Here is a 14,580-nt window from a genome sequence, read left to right as displayed (position 1 = left end):
AGGGGAGCGCCGAAAACCGGATGAGTCAGAAGGCTTCGTCGAAACTGACGTCCCCCTCGACGGCCACCTGGTAGGCCGAGACCCGGCGCTCGAAGAAGTTCGCCAGCTCCTGCACGTCCTGGAACTCCATGAACGGGAAGGGGTTGTCCGTGCCGTATCGCACGGGCAGGCCGAGCCGGGTGAGCCTGCGGTCGGCGACGTACTCCAGATAGCGCCGCATGTTGTCGGCGCTCATCACGCCGTGCCCGTCGCCGCACAGGTCGCGGGCGAAGGCGAGCTCGGCGGCGACCGCCTCCTCGATCATCCGCGTCACCTGGGCCACCAGCTCGTCGTCGAACAGGTCCGGCTCCTCGCGGCGCACGGTGTCGACCACCTCGAAGGCGAACTCCATGTGCATCGACTCGTCGCGGAACACCCAGTTGGTGCCGGTCGCCAGGCCGCCGAGCAGCCCGCGCGAGCGGAACCAGTAGACGTAGGCGAAGGCGCCGTAGAAGAACAGTCCCTCGATGCAGGCGGCGAAGCAGACGAGGTTGAGCAGAAAGGCCCGCCGGTCCTCCCGGGTCTCCAGCCGGCTCAGCTCGCTGATCGAGTCGATCCAGCGGAAGCAGAACTCGGCCTTGTCGCGGATCGACGGGATGTGCTCGACGGCGGCGAACGCCTTGACCCGCTCGTCGTGGTCGGGCAGGTAGGTGTCCAGCAGGGTCAGGTAGAACTGGACGTGCACCGCCTCCTCGAACAGCTGCCTGCTGAGGTAGAGCCGCGCCTCGGGGGCGTTCACGTGCTGGTAGAGGTTCAGCACCAGGTTGTTGGCCACGATCGAGTCGCCGGTGGCGAAGAACGCCACGAGCCGGTTGATCAGGTGCCGCTCCCCCTCGTCGAGGGCCGCGAGGTCGGCGAGGTCGGAGGAGAGATCGACCTCCTCGACCGTCCAGGTGTTCCGGATCGCCGCGCGGTACCGCTCGTAGAACCCCGGGTAGCGCATCGGGCGCAGGGTCAGGTCCATACCGGGGTCGAGCAGCATCGTTCTCATTGGCATGCCTCGCAGATTTCGGGGTTTTCGAGTGAGCAGGCGACCGCCTCGACCGGCGCCATGGCCGGCACGGTCGTCTGGGCGATCCGCGTCGCCGGGCGGGAGCGCAGGTAGTAGGTGGTCTTCAGGCCCGACCGCCAGGCGTAGGCGTACATCGAGGAGAGCTTGCCGATGGTGGGGGCGGCCATGAAGAAGTTGAGCGACTGCGACTGGTCGACGTACGGCTGCCGCGCGGCGGCCAGGTCGATCAGCGCCTTCTGCGGCAGCTCCCAGGCGGTGCGGTAGAGCGTCTTGAGCGCGTCCGGGATGGCGGCGATGTCCTGGATCGAGCCGTCGTTGAGCTTGATCGCGTCGCGCATCGGCTTGGTCCACAGCCCGAGCGCCTGGAGATCCCGCACGAGATACCGGTTGACCTGGAGGAACTCCCCCGACAGCGTCTCGCGCTTGAAGACGTTGGACACCTGCGGCTCGACGCACTCGTAGCAACCCGCGATCGAGGCGATCGTGGCCGTCGGCGCGATCGCGACCAGCAGGGAGTTGCGCAGCCCGGTCCGCGCGATCCTGGCCCGCAGCGCGGCCCACTCCTCGGGGTGCGCCGGGGCGCACGGGAAGTGGTCGAGGTGCAGGACGCCGTCCGCCGCCCGGGTCTCCTCGTAGGCGGGGTGGCGCCCGCGTTCGGCGGCCAGGTCGGCCGAGGTGCCGTACGCCGCGAGCGCGATCTCCTCGGCGACGCGGGTCGACAGCGCCAACGCCTCCGGCGAGTCGAACGGCAGGCGCAGCGCGAAGAACACGTCGGCGAGGCCCATGACGCCGAGCCCCACGGGCCGCCACTTCCGGTTGGCCGCCTCCGCCTCCGGGGTCGGGTAGAAGCCGAGGTCGATCGTCCGGTCCAGGAACCGTACGGCGGTGCGGACCGTGGCGCGCAGCCTGCCGTAGTCCACGGCGTCGCCCTCGGGGGTCAGGTGCGCGGCGAGGTTGACCGAGCCGAGATTGCACACGGCGGTCTCGCCGTCGCTGGTGACCTCCAGGATCTCGGTGCACAGGTTGGACAGGTGGATGACGTTTCCAGGGCGCGCGGTCTGGTTGGAGGCGCGGTTGGCGGCGTCCTTGAACGTCATCCAGCCGTTGCCGGTCTGGGCGAGCGTGCGCATCATCCGGGCGTACAGGGCGCGGGCCGGCACCTGCCGGACGTGCCGCCCGGCGGCCTCCAGCTCGCGGTAGCGGGCGTCGAACGCCTCGCCCCACAGGTCGGTCAGCTCGGGGGCCTCCTTGGGGTCGAACAGCGACCACGTGCCGTCCGCCTCGACCCGGCGCATGAACTCGTCGGGCACCCAGTTGGCCAGGTTGAGGTTGTGGGCGCGGCGCGACTCCTCGCCCGTGTTGTCGCGAAGCTCCAGGAACTCCTCGACGTCGGCGTGCCAGGTCTCCAGGTAGACGCACGCGGCGCCCTTGCGCCTGCCGCCCTGGTTGACGGCCGCCACCGACGCGTCGAGCGTGCGCAACCAGGGGACGATGCCGTTGGACAGGCCGTTGGTGCCCCGGATCAGGGATCCGCGCGAGCGCACCCGCGTCCAGGCGACGCCGATGCCGCCGGAGTACTTCGACAGCCGCGCCACCTGGCCGTACCGCTCGTAGATGCTCTCCAGCTCGTCGCGGGGCGAGTCGAGCAGGAAGCACGACGACAGCTGCGGCCGGCGCGCGCCCGAGTTGAACAGCGTCGGCGAGCTGGGCAGGTAGGCCAGCGTGGACATCAGGCCGTACAGCTCGGCCGCCTCGGCCACCGTGTCCGACAGGCCGCAGGCGACGCGCAGCAGGAAGTGCTGCGGGTGTTCGAGCACGCGCCGGGTGACCGGGTGGCGCAGCAGGTAACGGTCGTAGACCGTGCGCAGTCCGAAGTACTCGAACCGGTCGTCGGCCGCCGGGTCGATCAACGCGTCGAGCGCATCGGCCTCGCCGGCCACGAACGCGGCGATCGCATCGCCCAGCAGCCCGGCGGCGTGGGCGGCGGCGACCGACTCCGAGAAGGTGCGCACCCCCTCGGCCGCGGCCTCCTCCGCGATCAGACCGCTCAGCAGCCGGGCCGCCCGGCGCGAGTTCTCCGGGTCGGCGATGACCCCCGCCGCCGCCTCCTCGATCGCCTGCCGGACGCCCGCCGCGTCCACCGCGCCGTCCGCTTGGGAGTGGGCCTGCCGTACGGCAGGGGCAGAGGCTACGGAGACGGAGGCGGCGCGGCGCGGGGCGCCGGGTCCGGGATCTCCCGCCGAAGCCCGCGGCCCGCCGCGCTGCCCTGACGCGGGGTCCGCGGACGCGGAGGCCGGGTCGGTGATGGTCATGATGCCTCTCCTCGTCGTTGCGTGTCCCGGCCGGACCGGAGGGGAGGCATGCCGCGGCGCACGCGCACGAGAGGGAACCGTGCCGTGACGAAGCGGCGAGCCCACCCTCGGGGCCCGGCGCGGGGCGCGCGCCCATGCGCGCGCGTCACTGGCAGGTCTTCGGACTCGCGGGCGTCCGGACGGGCTCGCGCCCGCCGGTCCTACTGGCCGTCGCTTCCCGGGCGCGCTCGCGCCCAGTGCTTGCCGACACGGTGCCTGAGGCACAGTGCCGTGTGACGGCGGTCGTTCCCGCTCACCGCTGCGGGGCAGTCCCGGATTCGCACCGGGTTCCCTCTTGCCTCACCCCAGGTGAACCAGCAACGCGATGGATCCTACATCTTGTGGCCCTTCCCGCAAGCACCCCTACAAGTTGTGTTTCTCACCGAACTCCGAGATCATTGAGAAGCAGGGCCGTACGGCGTGCCTCGCCGACGAGCCATTGGCTGAAGTCGTCGCCGTCGAGCCACATCGGCGTCCAGTCGTTGCGGTCGCACAGGCTCCGCCAGCCCGGAGTGTCGGTGACGGCCCGGCACAGGTCGAGCAGGGCGTCCTGCCCTGGTGTGCCGCGCGGGGCGATCAGCCCCGTCCAGTCGGCGTACACGACCCGGACGCCCGACTCCGACAGCGTCGGCGCGTCCACCCCGGGCAGCCGCTCGGCGGAGGAGACCGCGAGCGGCCACAGCCGTCCGGCGCGCACGTGGGGGGCGACCTCGCGCCTGCTGCCGAACCCGAGCGGGAGCCGGCCGTCGAGGACCGCGGCGACGGCCTGCGCCCTGCTGCCGAACGGGACGTAGTCGAGCAGACGGGGATCGGCCCCCAGTCCCCGCGCGGTCATGCCGAGCAGCAGGTGCTCGGAGCCGCGGTCGGCGCCGCCCGCGACCCTGGGCCCCCCGGGGTCGCGCAGCAGCGCGGCGGCGAACTGCTCGAACGTGCGGTAACCCGAGTCGGGCGAGGCGACCAGCACCTCCCACTCCCCCGTCAGCCGCGCGAGCGGGACGGCCCTGGCGACCAGGAGCGGGTCGCGGGCCCGCGCGCAGGCGGCGAGCAGCGCGGGATCGGCGATCACCAGGTCGGCCCGCGGCCCGCCCTGCCGGGCGAGAGCCGTCCCGCCGTCGCGGGCCTCCCGCCTGATCTGTACGGCCCGGGCCCACCCACGCCCCTCGATGAGCGACTTGAACCCGGCGGCGACGTCATCCCCGCAGCCTCCGGGCGGGCCCGGGACGGCCAGGGAGAGCTCCCCGCGGCGTCTTGGCGCCTGAACACCGCACGCGCCCGCCAGGGCCAGGGCTCCCAGCGCGAGGACCGAACGGCGTCGCATGTCGGCACCCTCCTACCCGAAGAGCCCCTTACACGCACAGACTATGAGCAACTACCCCAAGTCACCACATAACGGACGCTACGACTGCGGCGATCGATGGGCGCGTTGGCGCCCCTCCTCGAACAGGAGGCGCAACTGGTGGCCGTGCATGGGCCGCGCTCGCACAGGGCGCCGAGAATGAGGATCCGGACGGACGACACGCGACTGCTCTTGCGCGAGTGGTCCATCCTGCGCAACACCCGTGGATCCGGATCCGGGACGGCGTCAGATACAAAGGCAGCCATGGACGATGTCGTCGAGCACCGTTACGGCCGGGACGACATGCGGCTGGTGAAGGCGTCCTTCCGTACGCATCGTTTCGTTCCTCACGCGCACAGCGAGTACGCCGTCGCGGCCATCGAGCGCGGGGTGGAGGCCGTCCGCTACCGCGGCGCCACCGAACACGCGCACGCGGGCAGCCTGCTCCTTCTCGACGCCGACACCATCCACGCCGGCCGCCCCGGCATCGCCGAGGGCTGGGACTACCGGGTCTTCTACCTCCCGCCGGTGCTGCTGGCGGAACTCGCCGGGCACCGGCCCACCTTTCGCGTACCGACTCCGTACGACCCCCGGCTGGCCGCGCGCCTGATCCGGCTGCACCGCCGCCGGGACCAGGACTCCCTGGCCGCGCAGGAGGAGTTCGAAGCGCTGTGCACCGAGATCCTCGTCCGCTACACGCGCCGCGGGATCGCTCCGGCGCCGCCGGTACCCGTCCGCAGGGTGCAGCGGCACCTGGCCGAAGACCTCCGGCTCACCCCGAGCCTGGACGAGCTCGCGGAGGTGGCGGGCCTGCCGCGATTCCGGCTGCTACGCGCCTTCCGCCGCGAGACCGGCGTCACCCCGCACGGCTACCTGCTCCAGCTGCGCCTGCGCCGTGCCCAGCAGCTCCTGACCGCCGGGCACACCGTCGCGCGCGCCGCCGCGGAGAGCGGCTTCTACGACCAGGCGCACCTGCACCGTCACTTCCGCCGCACGTTCGCGGCCACCCCGGGCCGGTTCGCGCGCAACGACGTACAAGACCGGCGCGGCTCGCCCGCCTAACGTCTCCGGCGTGGACGAACACACCAGCCCCGAGTTCTCCCGCAGCGCCCTGCTCACCATCGACCTGCAGCGCGACTTCGTCGCCGACATCGCCGGCACCGCCGAGGCGCTGCCGGCCGTCCGGCGCCTGACGCACGCGTTCCGCCGGGCGGGGCGGCCCATCGTGCATGTCGTGCGCCTGTACCTGCCCGACGGCGGCAACGCCGACCTGTGCCGGCGCACGCTGCGTGGCAAGGTCAACCCGCACTCGCCGGGTTCCCAGCTCGCCGACGGACTAACGGAAAGCGAGCTCGACCCGGACCTGCTCCTGGCGGGACACGCGCAGGAGATCCGCCCGGACGAGCACATCCTGTACAAACCCCGCTGGAGCGCCTTCTTCCGCACCCGGCTGTTGGAACGCCTCGCCGAACGCGCGGTGAGCACGGTGGTCGTCGCCGGCTGCAACTACCCGAACTGCCCGCGAGCCACGCTCGTCGACGCGACCGAACGTGACCTGCGCGCCGTCGCCGTTCGCGACGCGCTGTCCGGCTGGACCGCTGACGCGGACCGCGAGATGGCCGGGATGGGCATCGCCTGCCTGAACACAAGCGAGGTCGTCGCCGCCATCCGGACGCATGTGGCGTCCTCGGGCTGACCACCGCCTGCAGACCCGGGCCGCGACGCCGTACGGCCCGCGCCGGGCGGGCGCGGGCCGTACGGGAGGAACAAGGGCTACTCGACCGTCACGCTCTTGGCGAGGTTGCGCGGGCGGTCGACGTCGCGGTCCAGGGCGACGGCGGCGTGGTAGGCGAACAGCTGCAGCGGGATCGTGAGCAAGATGGGGTCGAGCTCGACCTCGTTCTTGGGCACCACGATGCAGTCGTCGGCCGCCTCGGAGGTGCGGTGGCCGACCATGAGGATGCGCCCGTGCCGGGCCCGGATCTCGCCCAGCGTGGTGAGGTTCTTGTCCAGCAGCTCGTCGTCAGGGACGATCGCGACCGTCGGCAGCTCGGGGCTGATCAGCGCGAGCGGGCCGTGCTTGAGCTCGCTCGCCGGATACGCCTCGGCGTGGACGTAGGAGATCTCCTTGAGCTTCTGCGCGCCCTCGCGGGCCACCGGGTAGCCGCGCACCCGGCCGACGAACATCATGCCCGGCGCGTCGGCGTACTTCTTCGCCAGCTCCTTGATCCGGTCCTCCAGCGTGAGGATCTCCTTGATCTGCTCGGGCAGCCGGCGCAGGCCCTCGCAGATCCTGCGGCCGTCGGCCGGCGACAGGTCGCGTACGCGGCCGAGGTGCAGGGCGAGCAGCGCGAACGCCACGGCAGTGGAGATGAACGCCTTGGTGGAGGCCACCGAGACCTCCGGACCGGCGTGCAGGTAGATGCCGCCGTCGGTCTCCCGGGCGATGGCGCTGCCGACGGTGTTGACGATGCCGAGCACCCGGCCGCCCTTGCGCTTGAGCTCCTGCACGGCGGCGAGCGTGTCGTAGGTCTCCCCCGACTGGCTGATCGCGACGTACAAGGTGTCGGGCTCCACGACGGGGCTGCGGTAGCGGAACTCCGAGGCGGGCTCGGCGTCGGCGGGGATGCGGGCCAGCTCCTCGATGAGCTGCGCGCCCATCTGCCCGGAGTAGTAGGCGGACCCGCAGCCGATGATCTTCACTCGGCGGAAGGAGCGGGTCTCCCGGGCGTCCATGTTGAGGCCGCCGAGGTGGGCGATGTGGAAGCGGTCGTCGATTCGGCCGCGCAGCGTGCGGGCGACCGTGTCGGGCTGCTCGGAGATCTCCTTGAGCAGGTAGTGCTCGTAGCCGCCGTTGTCGTAGTGGCCGGCGTCCCAGTCGACGGTGAACGGCTCCTTGGCCGTCTCCCTGGCGTCGCTGGTGAACGTGTTGAACCCGTCGGCCTTGATGACCGCGAGCTCGCCGTCCTCCAGGTGGACGACCTGGCGCGTGTAGCGGATGAGCGCGGCGACGTCGGAGGCGGCGAACATCTCCTTCTCGCCGAGGCCGAGCACGATCGGGCTGCCGTTGCGGGCCACCACGATCTCGCCGGGGCGCTGCTCGTCGATCACGGCGATGCCGTACGTGCCGACCACGCTCTTCAGCGCCCGCAGCACGGCCTCCCGCAGCGACTCGGTCTCCTTGACCATCCGCCCGATGAGCTGCGAGAGCACCTCGCTGTCGGTCTCGCTCTCGAACTTCACGCCCTCGCCCTCCAGGCGGCGGCGCAGCTCGTCGGCGTTCTCGATGATGCCGTTGTGCACGACGGCGATGCGCTGCTCCTGGTCGATGTGCGGGTGCGCGTTCACGTCACTCGGCGCGCCGTGGGTGGCCCAGCGGGTGTGCCCGATGCCGATCGTGCCCTTGAACTTGGCGGGAACCGCCGCCGCCAGGTCGGCGACCCGGCCCTTGACCTTGCGCGTCTTGAGGCTCTTGGCGTTCACGACGGCGAGGCCGGCCGAGTCGTAGCCGCGGTACTCCAGCCGCTGGAGACCTTCGAGCAGGATGGGCGCCGCGTCCTTCGGTCCGACATAAGCGACGATTCCGCACATAACCGCTCCTATCCGTAAACGATCCGCCGGAGCTGGCGCAGGGTCAGCTCCGGTGCCGCGACACGTCTTCCCGCGAGCTCGGCGGAGATTCTGGGGAAGATCTGGTCGTTCGTCAGCCCCCTCGACTTGAGTTCGCCGTGGCGGCGCCGCACGTACTCTTCCGCGGGCTCGCCGAAGTACGCCAGAACGTCGGCCACCACGCGGGCCGCCTCTCCCGGTCCCAGCGATGTGGTCCGGGTGAGGTGACCGATCAGGTCCTCGAAGGGATGCCGTGCCGTGGACACAGAGCAGGACCCTAACGCAGTGCCGATGCCGACTAACAAGTTTCCTGCCCGTTTTCGGGCAGGATCAGTCCCGAAAGTCACCCGGCGCCATCCCGACAGTCGCCGGGCGGGCCTGCGCGACCGAAGCGGCGGCCGGCCCGGCCGGGCTCGGACCGGCCGGCTACGAGGATCTAGAGTCGGCGCATCAGCAGACGGCCCTGGCGGAAGCGCTCGCCTTCGAGAGGCGCGCGCAGCATCCGTCCGATCTCGCGGAAATCCGCCTCGCGGGCCAGCTCGGCGAGGCCGTCGATCGGCCAGCGGTACGCCGGCGCCGCCTTGTGGTCGAACTCCGTCACCGGTTCTCCCTCGGATTCGAAGAAGCCGAGCAGGAGGAGGCCGCCGGGGGCCAGGACGCGGCGGAACTCGGCGAAGTACGCCGGCAGCTCCCGCGGCGGGGTGTGGATGACCGAGTACCAGGACAGGATGCCGCCCAGCTCGCCGTCGGCCAGGTCCAGCGCGTCCATGGACCCGACCTCGAAGCGCAGATCGGGATAGGCCTCACGGGCGATCTCGATCATCCTCGGCGACAGGTCGACGCCGAAGACGTCCAGTCCCAGGTCGCGCAGGTGCGCGGTCACATAGCCGGGGCCGCAGCCGACCTCGGCCACGCGCCCGGCGCCGGCGGCCCGTACGGACTCGGCGAACGCGTCGAGCAGCGCGCGGTCCAGCGGCAGGCGGCCGAGCGAGTCCCGGAAGAGCTCCGCGTAGAGATCGGCGACGGCGTCGTAGGCCTCCGCCGTCGCGGTGAGATAGGAAGCGGATTCGGTCACGGCGGGCGACTCTAGTCCCTCGGCTCACGGGCCGCGCACCGCCGGAAGGGCCGGGCGGAGTCGCCCGCGACCATGCTCCCGATCGTGATCGTCCGCCGCCTCGTCGTGGGGTGCGAGCCGGGCCGGGGCGGATAAGCGAACGGATCCGCCCCTCGTCCGGTCGGTGCGATGATCAGGCCACCGGGGCCACGGCGCGCAGCACCTTCATGAACGCGCGCATCCACGCCGGGTGGTCCGGCCAGGCCCGCCCGGTCACGAGGTTCTGGTCGACGTGGGCTTCGCTGTCGACCCACGTGCCGCCGCCGTTCTCCACGTCGAGCGCGCAGGCGGGGTACGCGCTGCTCTCCCGTCCCTTGAGCACTCCGGCCGCCGCGAGCACCAGCGGCCCGTGGCAGAGCGCGGCGATCGGCTTCCCGGCGCCGGCGAAGTGGCGGACGATCTCCTGCACGTCCCGGTCGCCGCGGAGGTACTCGGGGGCGCGACCGCCGGGGATCACCAGCGCGGCGTACTCGTCCGGGTTCACATCGGAGAAGGCGACGTCGGCCGCCCAGGTGTGGCCCGGCTTCTCGGTGTAGGTGTCGAACCCCTCGACGAAGTCGTGCACCACGAACTGGAGCCTCTTGGCGGACGGCGCCGCGATGTGCGCCTCGTAGCCCTCCTCCAGGAGCCGCTGGTACGGGTACATCACCTCCAGGTCCTCGGCCGCGTCACCGGTGATGATGAGCACCTTCGCCATGACGGAACCCCTCCTTCTTATGGTCGCGGCCTCATCCTGCGCGCGGCCTCCCCGGCAGGTCAACGTCTCGGCCCGCTTCGGTCACGGCCGCGCGTCCGCGTGCGGAATCGAGGCCGGTTGGCACCGGCACCCCTGGGAATCCGCTAGAGTTGTTCACGCGTCGCCGGGGAAACCCGAGCGATGGCTGCGGAAGTGGCTCAGTGGTAGAGCATCACCTTGCCAAGGTGAGGGTCGCGGGTTCGAATCCCGTCTTCCGCTCGGAGTCCGGACGAGATCCGGGCACGGACGATTAGCTCAGCGGGAGAGCGCTTCCCTGACACGGAAGAGGTCACTGGTTCAATCCCAGTATCGTCCACCACCCACCGAAACCCCGGCCGCGGCCGGGGTTTCGTCGTTTCTCCGTCTGGTCGCGTCCGGCGGACGCGGGTCCGGCGTTGAACGGCCCCCGGGATCGTCATGGAGCCGGTCGCCTCTCGATCGCTCGACCGGCACGGTCAACGGATCGCCGAGCTCCGGCGCGCCCAAGCGGCGGTCGACGGCGAGCCGCGGTCCGGCGCGGCCAGACCCGGCCCGGCACAAGGGGGACGGGGCGGCATCCGTCCTCAGGGCGTCGTGTGATCCACAAGGGCGCCGGCAGCCGAAAACGGCCGGCGCCCCCGTGAAATCGCGGCACTGCACTCGCCTTTACCGGCGACGCATTCCCGCCACCACCGATGCGCCCCCGCCAAGAGCACCGGTATCACGATGGGCCACGGCCGCCACCTGCCGGTCGCCGGCGCCGAGATAATCTTCTATCAATTACCCTCACGCGGCCACAATCCATTTAATCGGAAATCATACGTCTCTTGTCTAGATTTCCTCTTAATGACGGGATTTGTCGACCTTTTCTGAACTACCAGGACGGGACGACGAGAACCTGCGGTGCGACTTGGTGCATCCGGGTGCGCAGCCAGAGCAACTGGATGGCCGTCTCGGGGGCGCAGTGCCGGGCGAGACCGAGCAGGTCGTCGTCTCTGAGCCCGCGCGCGGCCTGCGCGACCACGCTCCACGACAAGTCGCACTCGGTGCCCAGAAGGTACAGCCCGTGCAGGTCTCGCAGCAGAGCGAGGCCGCTCCCATTCCCGCCGCCCAGGCCCGGCGTCACTCCGGGGTGGCGCGCCGTCCCGGAGTCCGCACCCTCCGCACCCTCCGCAGCCGCCCGCTCCCGTTCCACGGCCCCGCGCACCACCCGCTGGAGGTCCGCCGGCTCCAGACCCGCCGCGTCGAAACCCCCGCTGTCGAAACCCCCGCTGTCGAAGCCCCCGGTATTCACGCCGCCGGTGTCCAAGACGCCGGTATCGCGCCCTCCTGCATCGAACCTCCCGGAGTCGAATTCCCCCGCGTCGAAACCCCCGGCGTCGATTCCCCTCGCGTCGAAACCCGCACCCTCGAAACCCGCACCCTCGAAACCCCCGGCCTGGAATGCCCCGCCCTCGAAACCCCCGGCGTCGAAACCCGCCGCGTCGAAACCGGAGGCCTCACGGCGCGGTACCTCCAGCCCCGGCGGCCTCCCCGGCGCTCGCGACGGCGCGGGACGCGGATCGCGCAGGCTCCCGGAGCGGTACCTCCGCAGGAAGGGCTCCAGCCGCTCGGCGTGATCGCGGCACTGCGCGGCGAGGCGCTCGCAGACGCCGCACAGGTCGGACTCACGGGGATGGCCGCGCCGCAGCGCGTGGAACCCGGACGACAGCGCATGCTGCGTGCGGGACAGCGTCTCCAGATAGCGCGCCAGATGCCCGCTCACAGATCGTCCCACCCGCGGGCGGCGTCCCCCCAAGCGGTGCGTGTGCCTGCAAGGATCATTTCGTCGCTTCCTTCCGGTAGGCCGACCCACCTCGTCTCCGGCGATCGCGGACGTCAGACCTCCTCGTATCGTTCCGGCGCCTCCCCTCCTCCGGGTACGGCCGTCACCTCGGGCCGCGCGGTCACACCGCAGCCGAGCCGTGTGGCGGCGGCCGAGTAGAGGTCCTCCTCCAGGCCATCCTCCAGGGCGGCCTCCCCGCGCCGCCCGGCCTTCACCAGCCGGACCGCCGCGGCCGTGCACAGCGGCCGGCGGGACACCGGGTCCCATGCGGTGAACGTCAACTCCGCGACCGCCCGCGCCACGGCCTCGCCCTGTCCGTCGAGCGGCAGGACCACGGCCCCCGGGCATGCGCCCGACAGACGCGCGACGGCCTCCAGCGCGCCGAGGGGCGACTCGACCCGGACGAGGTCGCCGTCCTCGACGCCGAGCGCCGCGGCGTCGCCGGGGTGGACTTCCAGACACGGCTCGGCCGCGAACGGCTCGGACGCGGCGTCGCCGGGACGAGCCGGCCGGGCCGGAAAGCGGCACGGCCCCGGGCGGGTGACGAGGACCAAGGGGTGCTCGTCGTCGGCGACCTCGGGAGACGGCTCGAATTCGGCCGCGTGGAGGAAGGCCCGTCCCCGGGGGTTTTCCGCGCGGTACCGCTCCTCGCCGTACTCGGCCCCCGTGGCGAGGTCGGCTCCGAACGTCTGGCAGTCCTCCGGCCCGGTGTTGAAGCGCCCGCCGGCGTACAGACGTTCGACGCCGTGGGAACTGGACGGCAGGCAGGGCCACGGGACGCCGCCGGCCCGCAGCCGGTCGTAGGTGATCCCGGTGTGGTCGCACGGACGGCCCCGGGAGCACGCCTTCCACGCCTCGAACGCCGACTCCGCGTCGGTCCAGCGCAGGAGCGGCAGGCCGTCCCGGTCGCGCAGATCCATCCGCCGCGCGTAGTCGAGCAGGATGTCGAGGTCCGCCCTGGCCTCCCCCGGCGGCTCGACCGCCTTCTCGCACAGGTGCACCGTGCGGTCGGCGCCGGTGACGGTGCCGGTCTTCTCACCCCAGACCGCCGCCGGGAGCACCACGTCGGCCAGCCGCGCGGTCTCGGTCAGGTACGGGTCCTGGACAACGACGAACAGGTCCTCCCGCGCGAGGATCCGGTCGAGACCGGGCATCGTGGCCGCCGGATCGGACGCCGTGATCCACAACAGCCCGACCGAGCCCTCCTCGGCGTACCTGAGGATCTGGGTGGCGTGCGTGGCCGGCCCCCAGTGCGGGATGACGGCGGGGTCGACGTTCCACAGGTCCGCCAGCTCGCGCACGTGCCCCGTGTCGGCCCAGTTGCGCAGCCCCGGCAGGTCCGCGGCCGACCCCGCCTCCAGCGCGTCGCATCCGGGCCCCCCGAGCTGGCACAGCCCCGCCCCCGGACGGCCGAGCATGCCGCGCAGCAGGTGGACGTTGTTGACCTGGCAGGCGGCGGCGGTCGCCTGGTTGGAGCCCAGGAGGGCCGGGCCCACGGTCGACACCAGCCGTTCGGCGGCGCCCAGGATCTCGGCGGCCTGCTCGATCTGCGCGACCGAAACCGCGCAGATCTCCGCCGCCCGCTTGGCGGGGTACGCCTCGACGACGCGCCACAGCCGTTCGAACCCCACGGTGTGCGCGGCGACGTAGGCCGTGTCGTACCAACCGCCCGCGATCAGCTCGTGCAGCAGGCCGTTGAGGAGGGCCACGTTGGTGCCGGGACGCACGGCGAGGTGGACGTCGGCCTCCCTGGCCGCCGCCGTCCCCTCCGGGCCGGTCGCGATCATGGCGGGCGGCCTGGAGCCGAGCCGCCGGTCGAGCATGCGCTCCCACAGCACGGGATGGGTGGCGGCGCAGTCGTGCCCCCACAGCGCGAGCGCGTCACAGTGGTCCACATCGGTGTACGAGCCCGGCTGGCCGTCGGTGCCGAAGCTCGCCGCGAGCGCGGCCGCGGCCGCCGCCGCGCCCCAGCGGGTGTCGCCGTCCATGTGCGGGGTGCCGATGCCCGCCTTGCCGATGACGGCCAGGGTGTAGTGCTCCTCAAGGAACAGCCGCGTGCCGGTGTGGAAGGCGAGGCTGCCCCAGCCGCCGGGGCGGGCGAGCAGTTGCCGCGACCTCGCGGCGACGCGGTTCATCGCGACGTCCCACGTCGTCTCCACCAGCCGCCCGTCCTCCCGGACCAGAGGGCGGGTCAGCCGCGCCGCGCGCGGCTGCCAGGCGTGCCACTCCCGGGGGTCGAGCCTGCCGTGGTTGACGCGGTCACCGGCCCGGCCGCGCACGCCCACCACCCGTCCGCCGCGAACGGCCACGTCGAGGGCGTCTCCGTTGGAACCCGCCGCGGAGACCGCGGGAACCCAGCGCTCGACGTCCGGCTCGGCGACGCCGTCCTCCGGGAACGCGTCCACACGCACCGGCCAGGGGCTGCCGAGGCGGATGACCGGGGGGAGCGCGTCGCGCATGTGGCTCGGCAGGGCCGCGGCCAGCCGTTCCACCGCGTCGGGAGGTCCGTACGGCGTGCGCCGCCCCCTGGGATCGGCGATCCGGTCCAGCACCTGGCACCTCCGCGGTGACGATGTGTG

The 14,580-nt window shown here is 72.0% G+C and carries 11 protein-coding genes, 2 tRNA genes and 1 riboswitch; of the genes, 4 read left to right on the top strand and 9 right to left on the bottom strand.

What is annotated here, in order from left to right; genetic code table 11:
- Positions 1-25: 25 nt before the first annotated feature.
- The 3 genes from ACGFIB_RS12850 to ACGFIB_RS12840 all read right to left on the bottom strand — a co-directional run bounded on the left by ACGFIB_RS12850 (position 26) and on the right by ACGFIB_RS12840 (position 4,720).
- Positions 26-1,036, bottom strand: a complete 1,011-nt coding sequence (locus tag ACGFIB_RS12850) for a ribonucleotide-diphosphate reductase subunit beta (protein WP_223853273.1) — start codon at positions 1,034-1,036, stop codon at positions 26-28.
- Positions 1,027-3,363 carry a ribonucleoside-diphosphate reductase subunit alpha gene (locus tag ACGFIB_RS12845; protein ID WP_393371263.1) on the bottom strand — a complete coding sequence of 779 codons (2,337 nt, stop codon included), beginning with the start codon at positions 3,361-3,363 and terminating at the stop codon, positions 1,027-1,029. Before ACGFIB_RS12845 ends, ACGFIB_RS12850 begins: the two co-directional genes overlap by 10 nt.
- 133 nt (positions 3,364-3,496) lie before the next feature.
- A riboswitch (cobalamin riboswitch) is annotated at positions 3,497-3,736 on the bottom strand.
- A gap of 45 nt (positions 3,737-3,781) precedes the next feature.
- The gene (locus ACGFIB_RS12840) at positions 3,782-4,720 is read right to left on the bottom strand and encodes a Bug family tripartite tricarboxylate transporter substrate binding protein (protein WP_357244016.1); all 939 of its coding nucleotides are present in this window, start codon (positions 4,718-4,720) and stop codon (positions 3,782-3,784) included.
- Positions 4,721-5,002: 282 nt separating this feature from the next.
- Here ACGFIB_RS12840 and ACGFIB_RS12835 point away from each other — a divergent pair, with 282 nt between their 5' ends.
- Complete coding sequence (locus ACGFIB_RS12835) at positions 5,003-5,800, top strand: AraC family transcriptional regulator (RefSeq protein ID WP_393371259.1); 798 nt, start codon at positions 5,003-5,005, stop codon at positions 5,798-5,800.
- Positions 5,801-5,810: 10 nt separating this feature from the next.
- Entirely contained in the window at positions 5,811-6,434 is a 624-nt protein-coding gene (locus ACGFIB_RS12830; protein WP_393371256.1) for a cysteine hydrolase family protein, read from the top strand.
- Between the two features lie 77 nt (positions 6,435-6,511).
- Here ACGFIB_RS12830 and glmS read toward each other — a convergent pair whose 3' ends face one another.
- The 4 genes from glmS to ACGFIB_RS12810 form a co-directional block, all read right to left on the bottom strand.
- Entirely contained in the window at positions 6,512-8,329 is a 1,818-nt protein-coding gene (glmS, locus tag ACGFIB_RS12825) for a glutamine--fructose-6-phosphate transaminase (isomerizing) (RefSeq protein ID WP_357164364.1), read from the bottom strand.
- An 8-nt stretch (positions 8,330-8,337) separates the two neighbouring features.
- Positions 8,338-8,613 (bottom strand): hypothetical protein, encoded by a 276-nt coding sequence (locus ACGFIB_RS12820; protein WP_030505148.1) that lies wholly within the window; start codon positions 8,611-8,613, stop codon positions 8,338-8,340.
- 170 nt (positions 8,614-8,783) lie between these two features.
- Positions 8,784-9,422 carry a class I SAM-dependent methyltransferase gene (locus ACGFIB_RS12815; RefSeq protein WP_393371253.1) on the bottom strand — a complete coding sequence of 213 codons (639 nt, stop codon included), beginning with the start codon at positions 9,420-9,422 and terminating at the stop codon, positions 8,784-8,786.
- A gap of 172 nt (positions 9,423-9,594) precedes the next feature.
- Positions 9,595-10,158, bottom strand: a complete 564-nt coding sequence (locus ACGFIB_RS12810; RefSeq protein ID WP_393371250.1) for a DJ-1/PfpI family protein — start codon at positions 10,156-10,158, stop codon at positions 9,595-9,597.
- Positions 10,159-10,344: 186 nt separating this feature from the next.
- Here ACGFIB_RS12810 and ACGFIB_RS12805 point away from each other — a divergent pair.
- Positions 10,345-10,416: transfer RNA gene (locus tag ACGFIB_RS12805), tRNA-Gly, on the top strand.
- A gap of 25 nt (positions 10,417-10,441) precedes the next feature.
- Positions 10,442-10,516 (top strand) — tRNA-Val (locus ACGFIB_RS12800).
- Between the two features lie 534 nt (positions 10,517-11,050).
- Here the strand turns inward: ACGFIB_RS12800 and ACGFIB_RS12795 are convergent.
- A complete protein-coding gene (locus tag ACGFIB_RS12795; RefSeq protein WP_393371247.1) occupies positions 11,051-11,941 on the bottom strand; it encodes a hypothetical protein in 891 nt (296 codons plus the stop codon).
- A gap of 113 nt (positions 11,942-12,054) precedes the next feature.
- Entirely contained in the window at positions 12,055-14,553 is a 2,499-nt protein-coding gene (locus tag ACGFIB_RS12790; RefSeq protein ID WP_393371244.1) for a molybdopterin oxidoreductase family protein, read from the bottom strand.
- Between the last annotated feature and the right edge of the window lie 27 nt (positions 14,554-14,580).

Source organism: Microbispora bryophytorum (genome assembly GCF_043197435.1).
GTDB classification, from domain to species: Bacteria; Actinomycetota; Actinomycetes; order Streptosporangiales; family Streptosporangiaceae; genus Microbispora; species Microbispora bryophytorum.
This window is presented reverse-complemented; position numbering and strand designations above follow the sequence as displayed.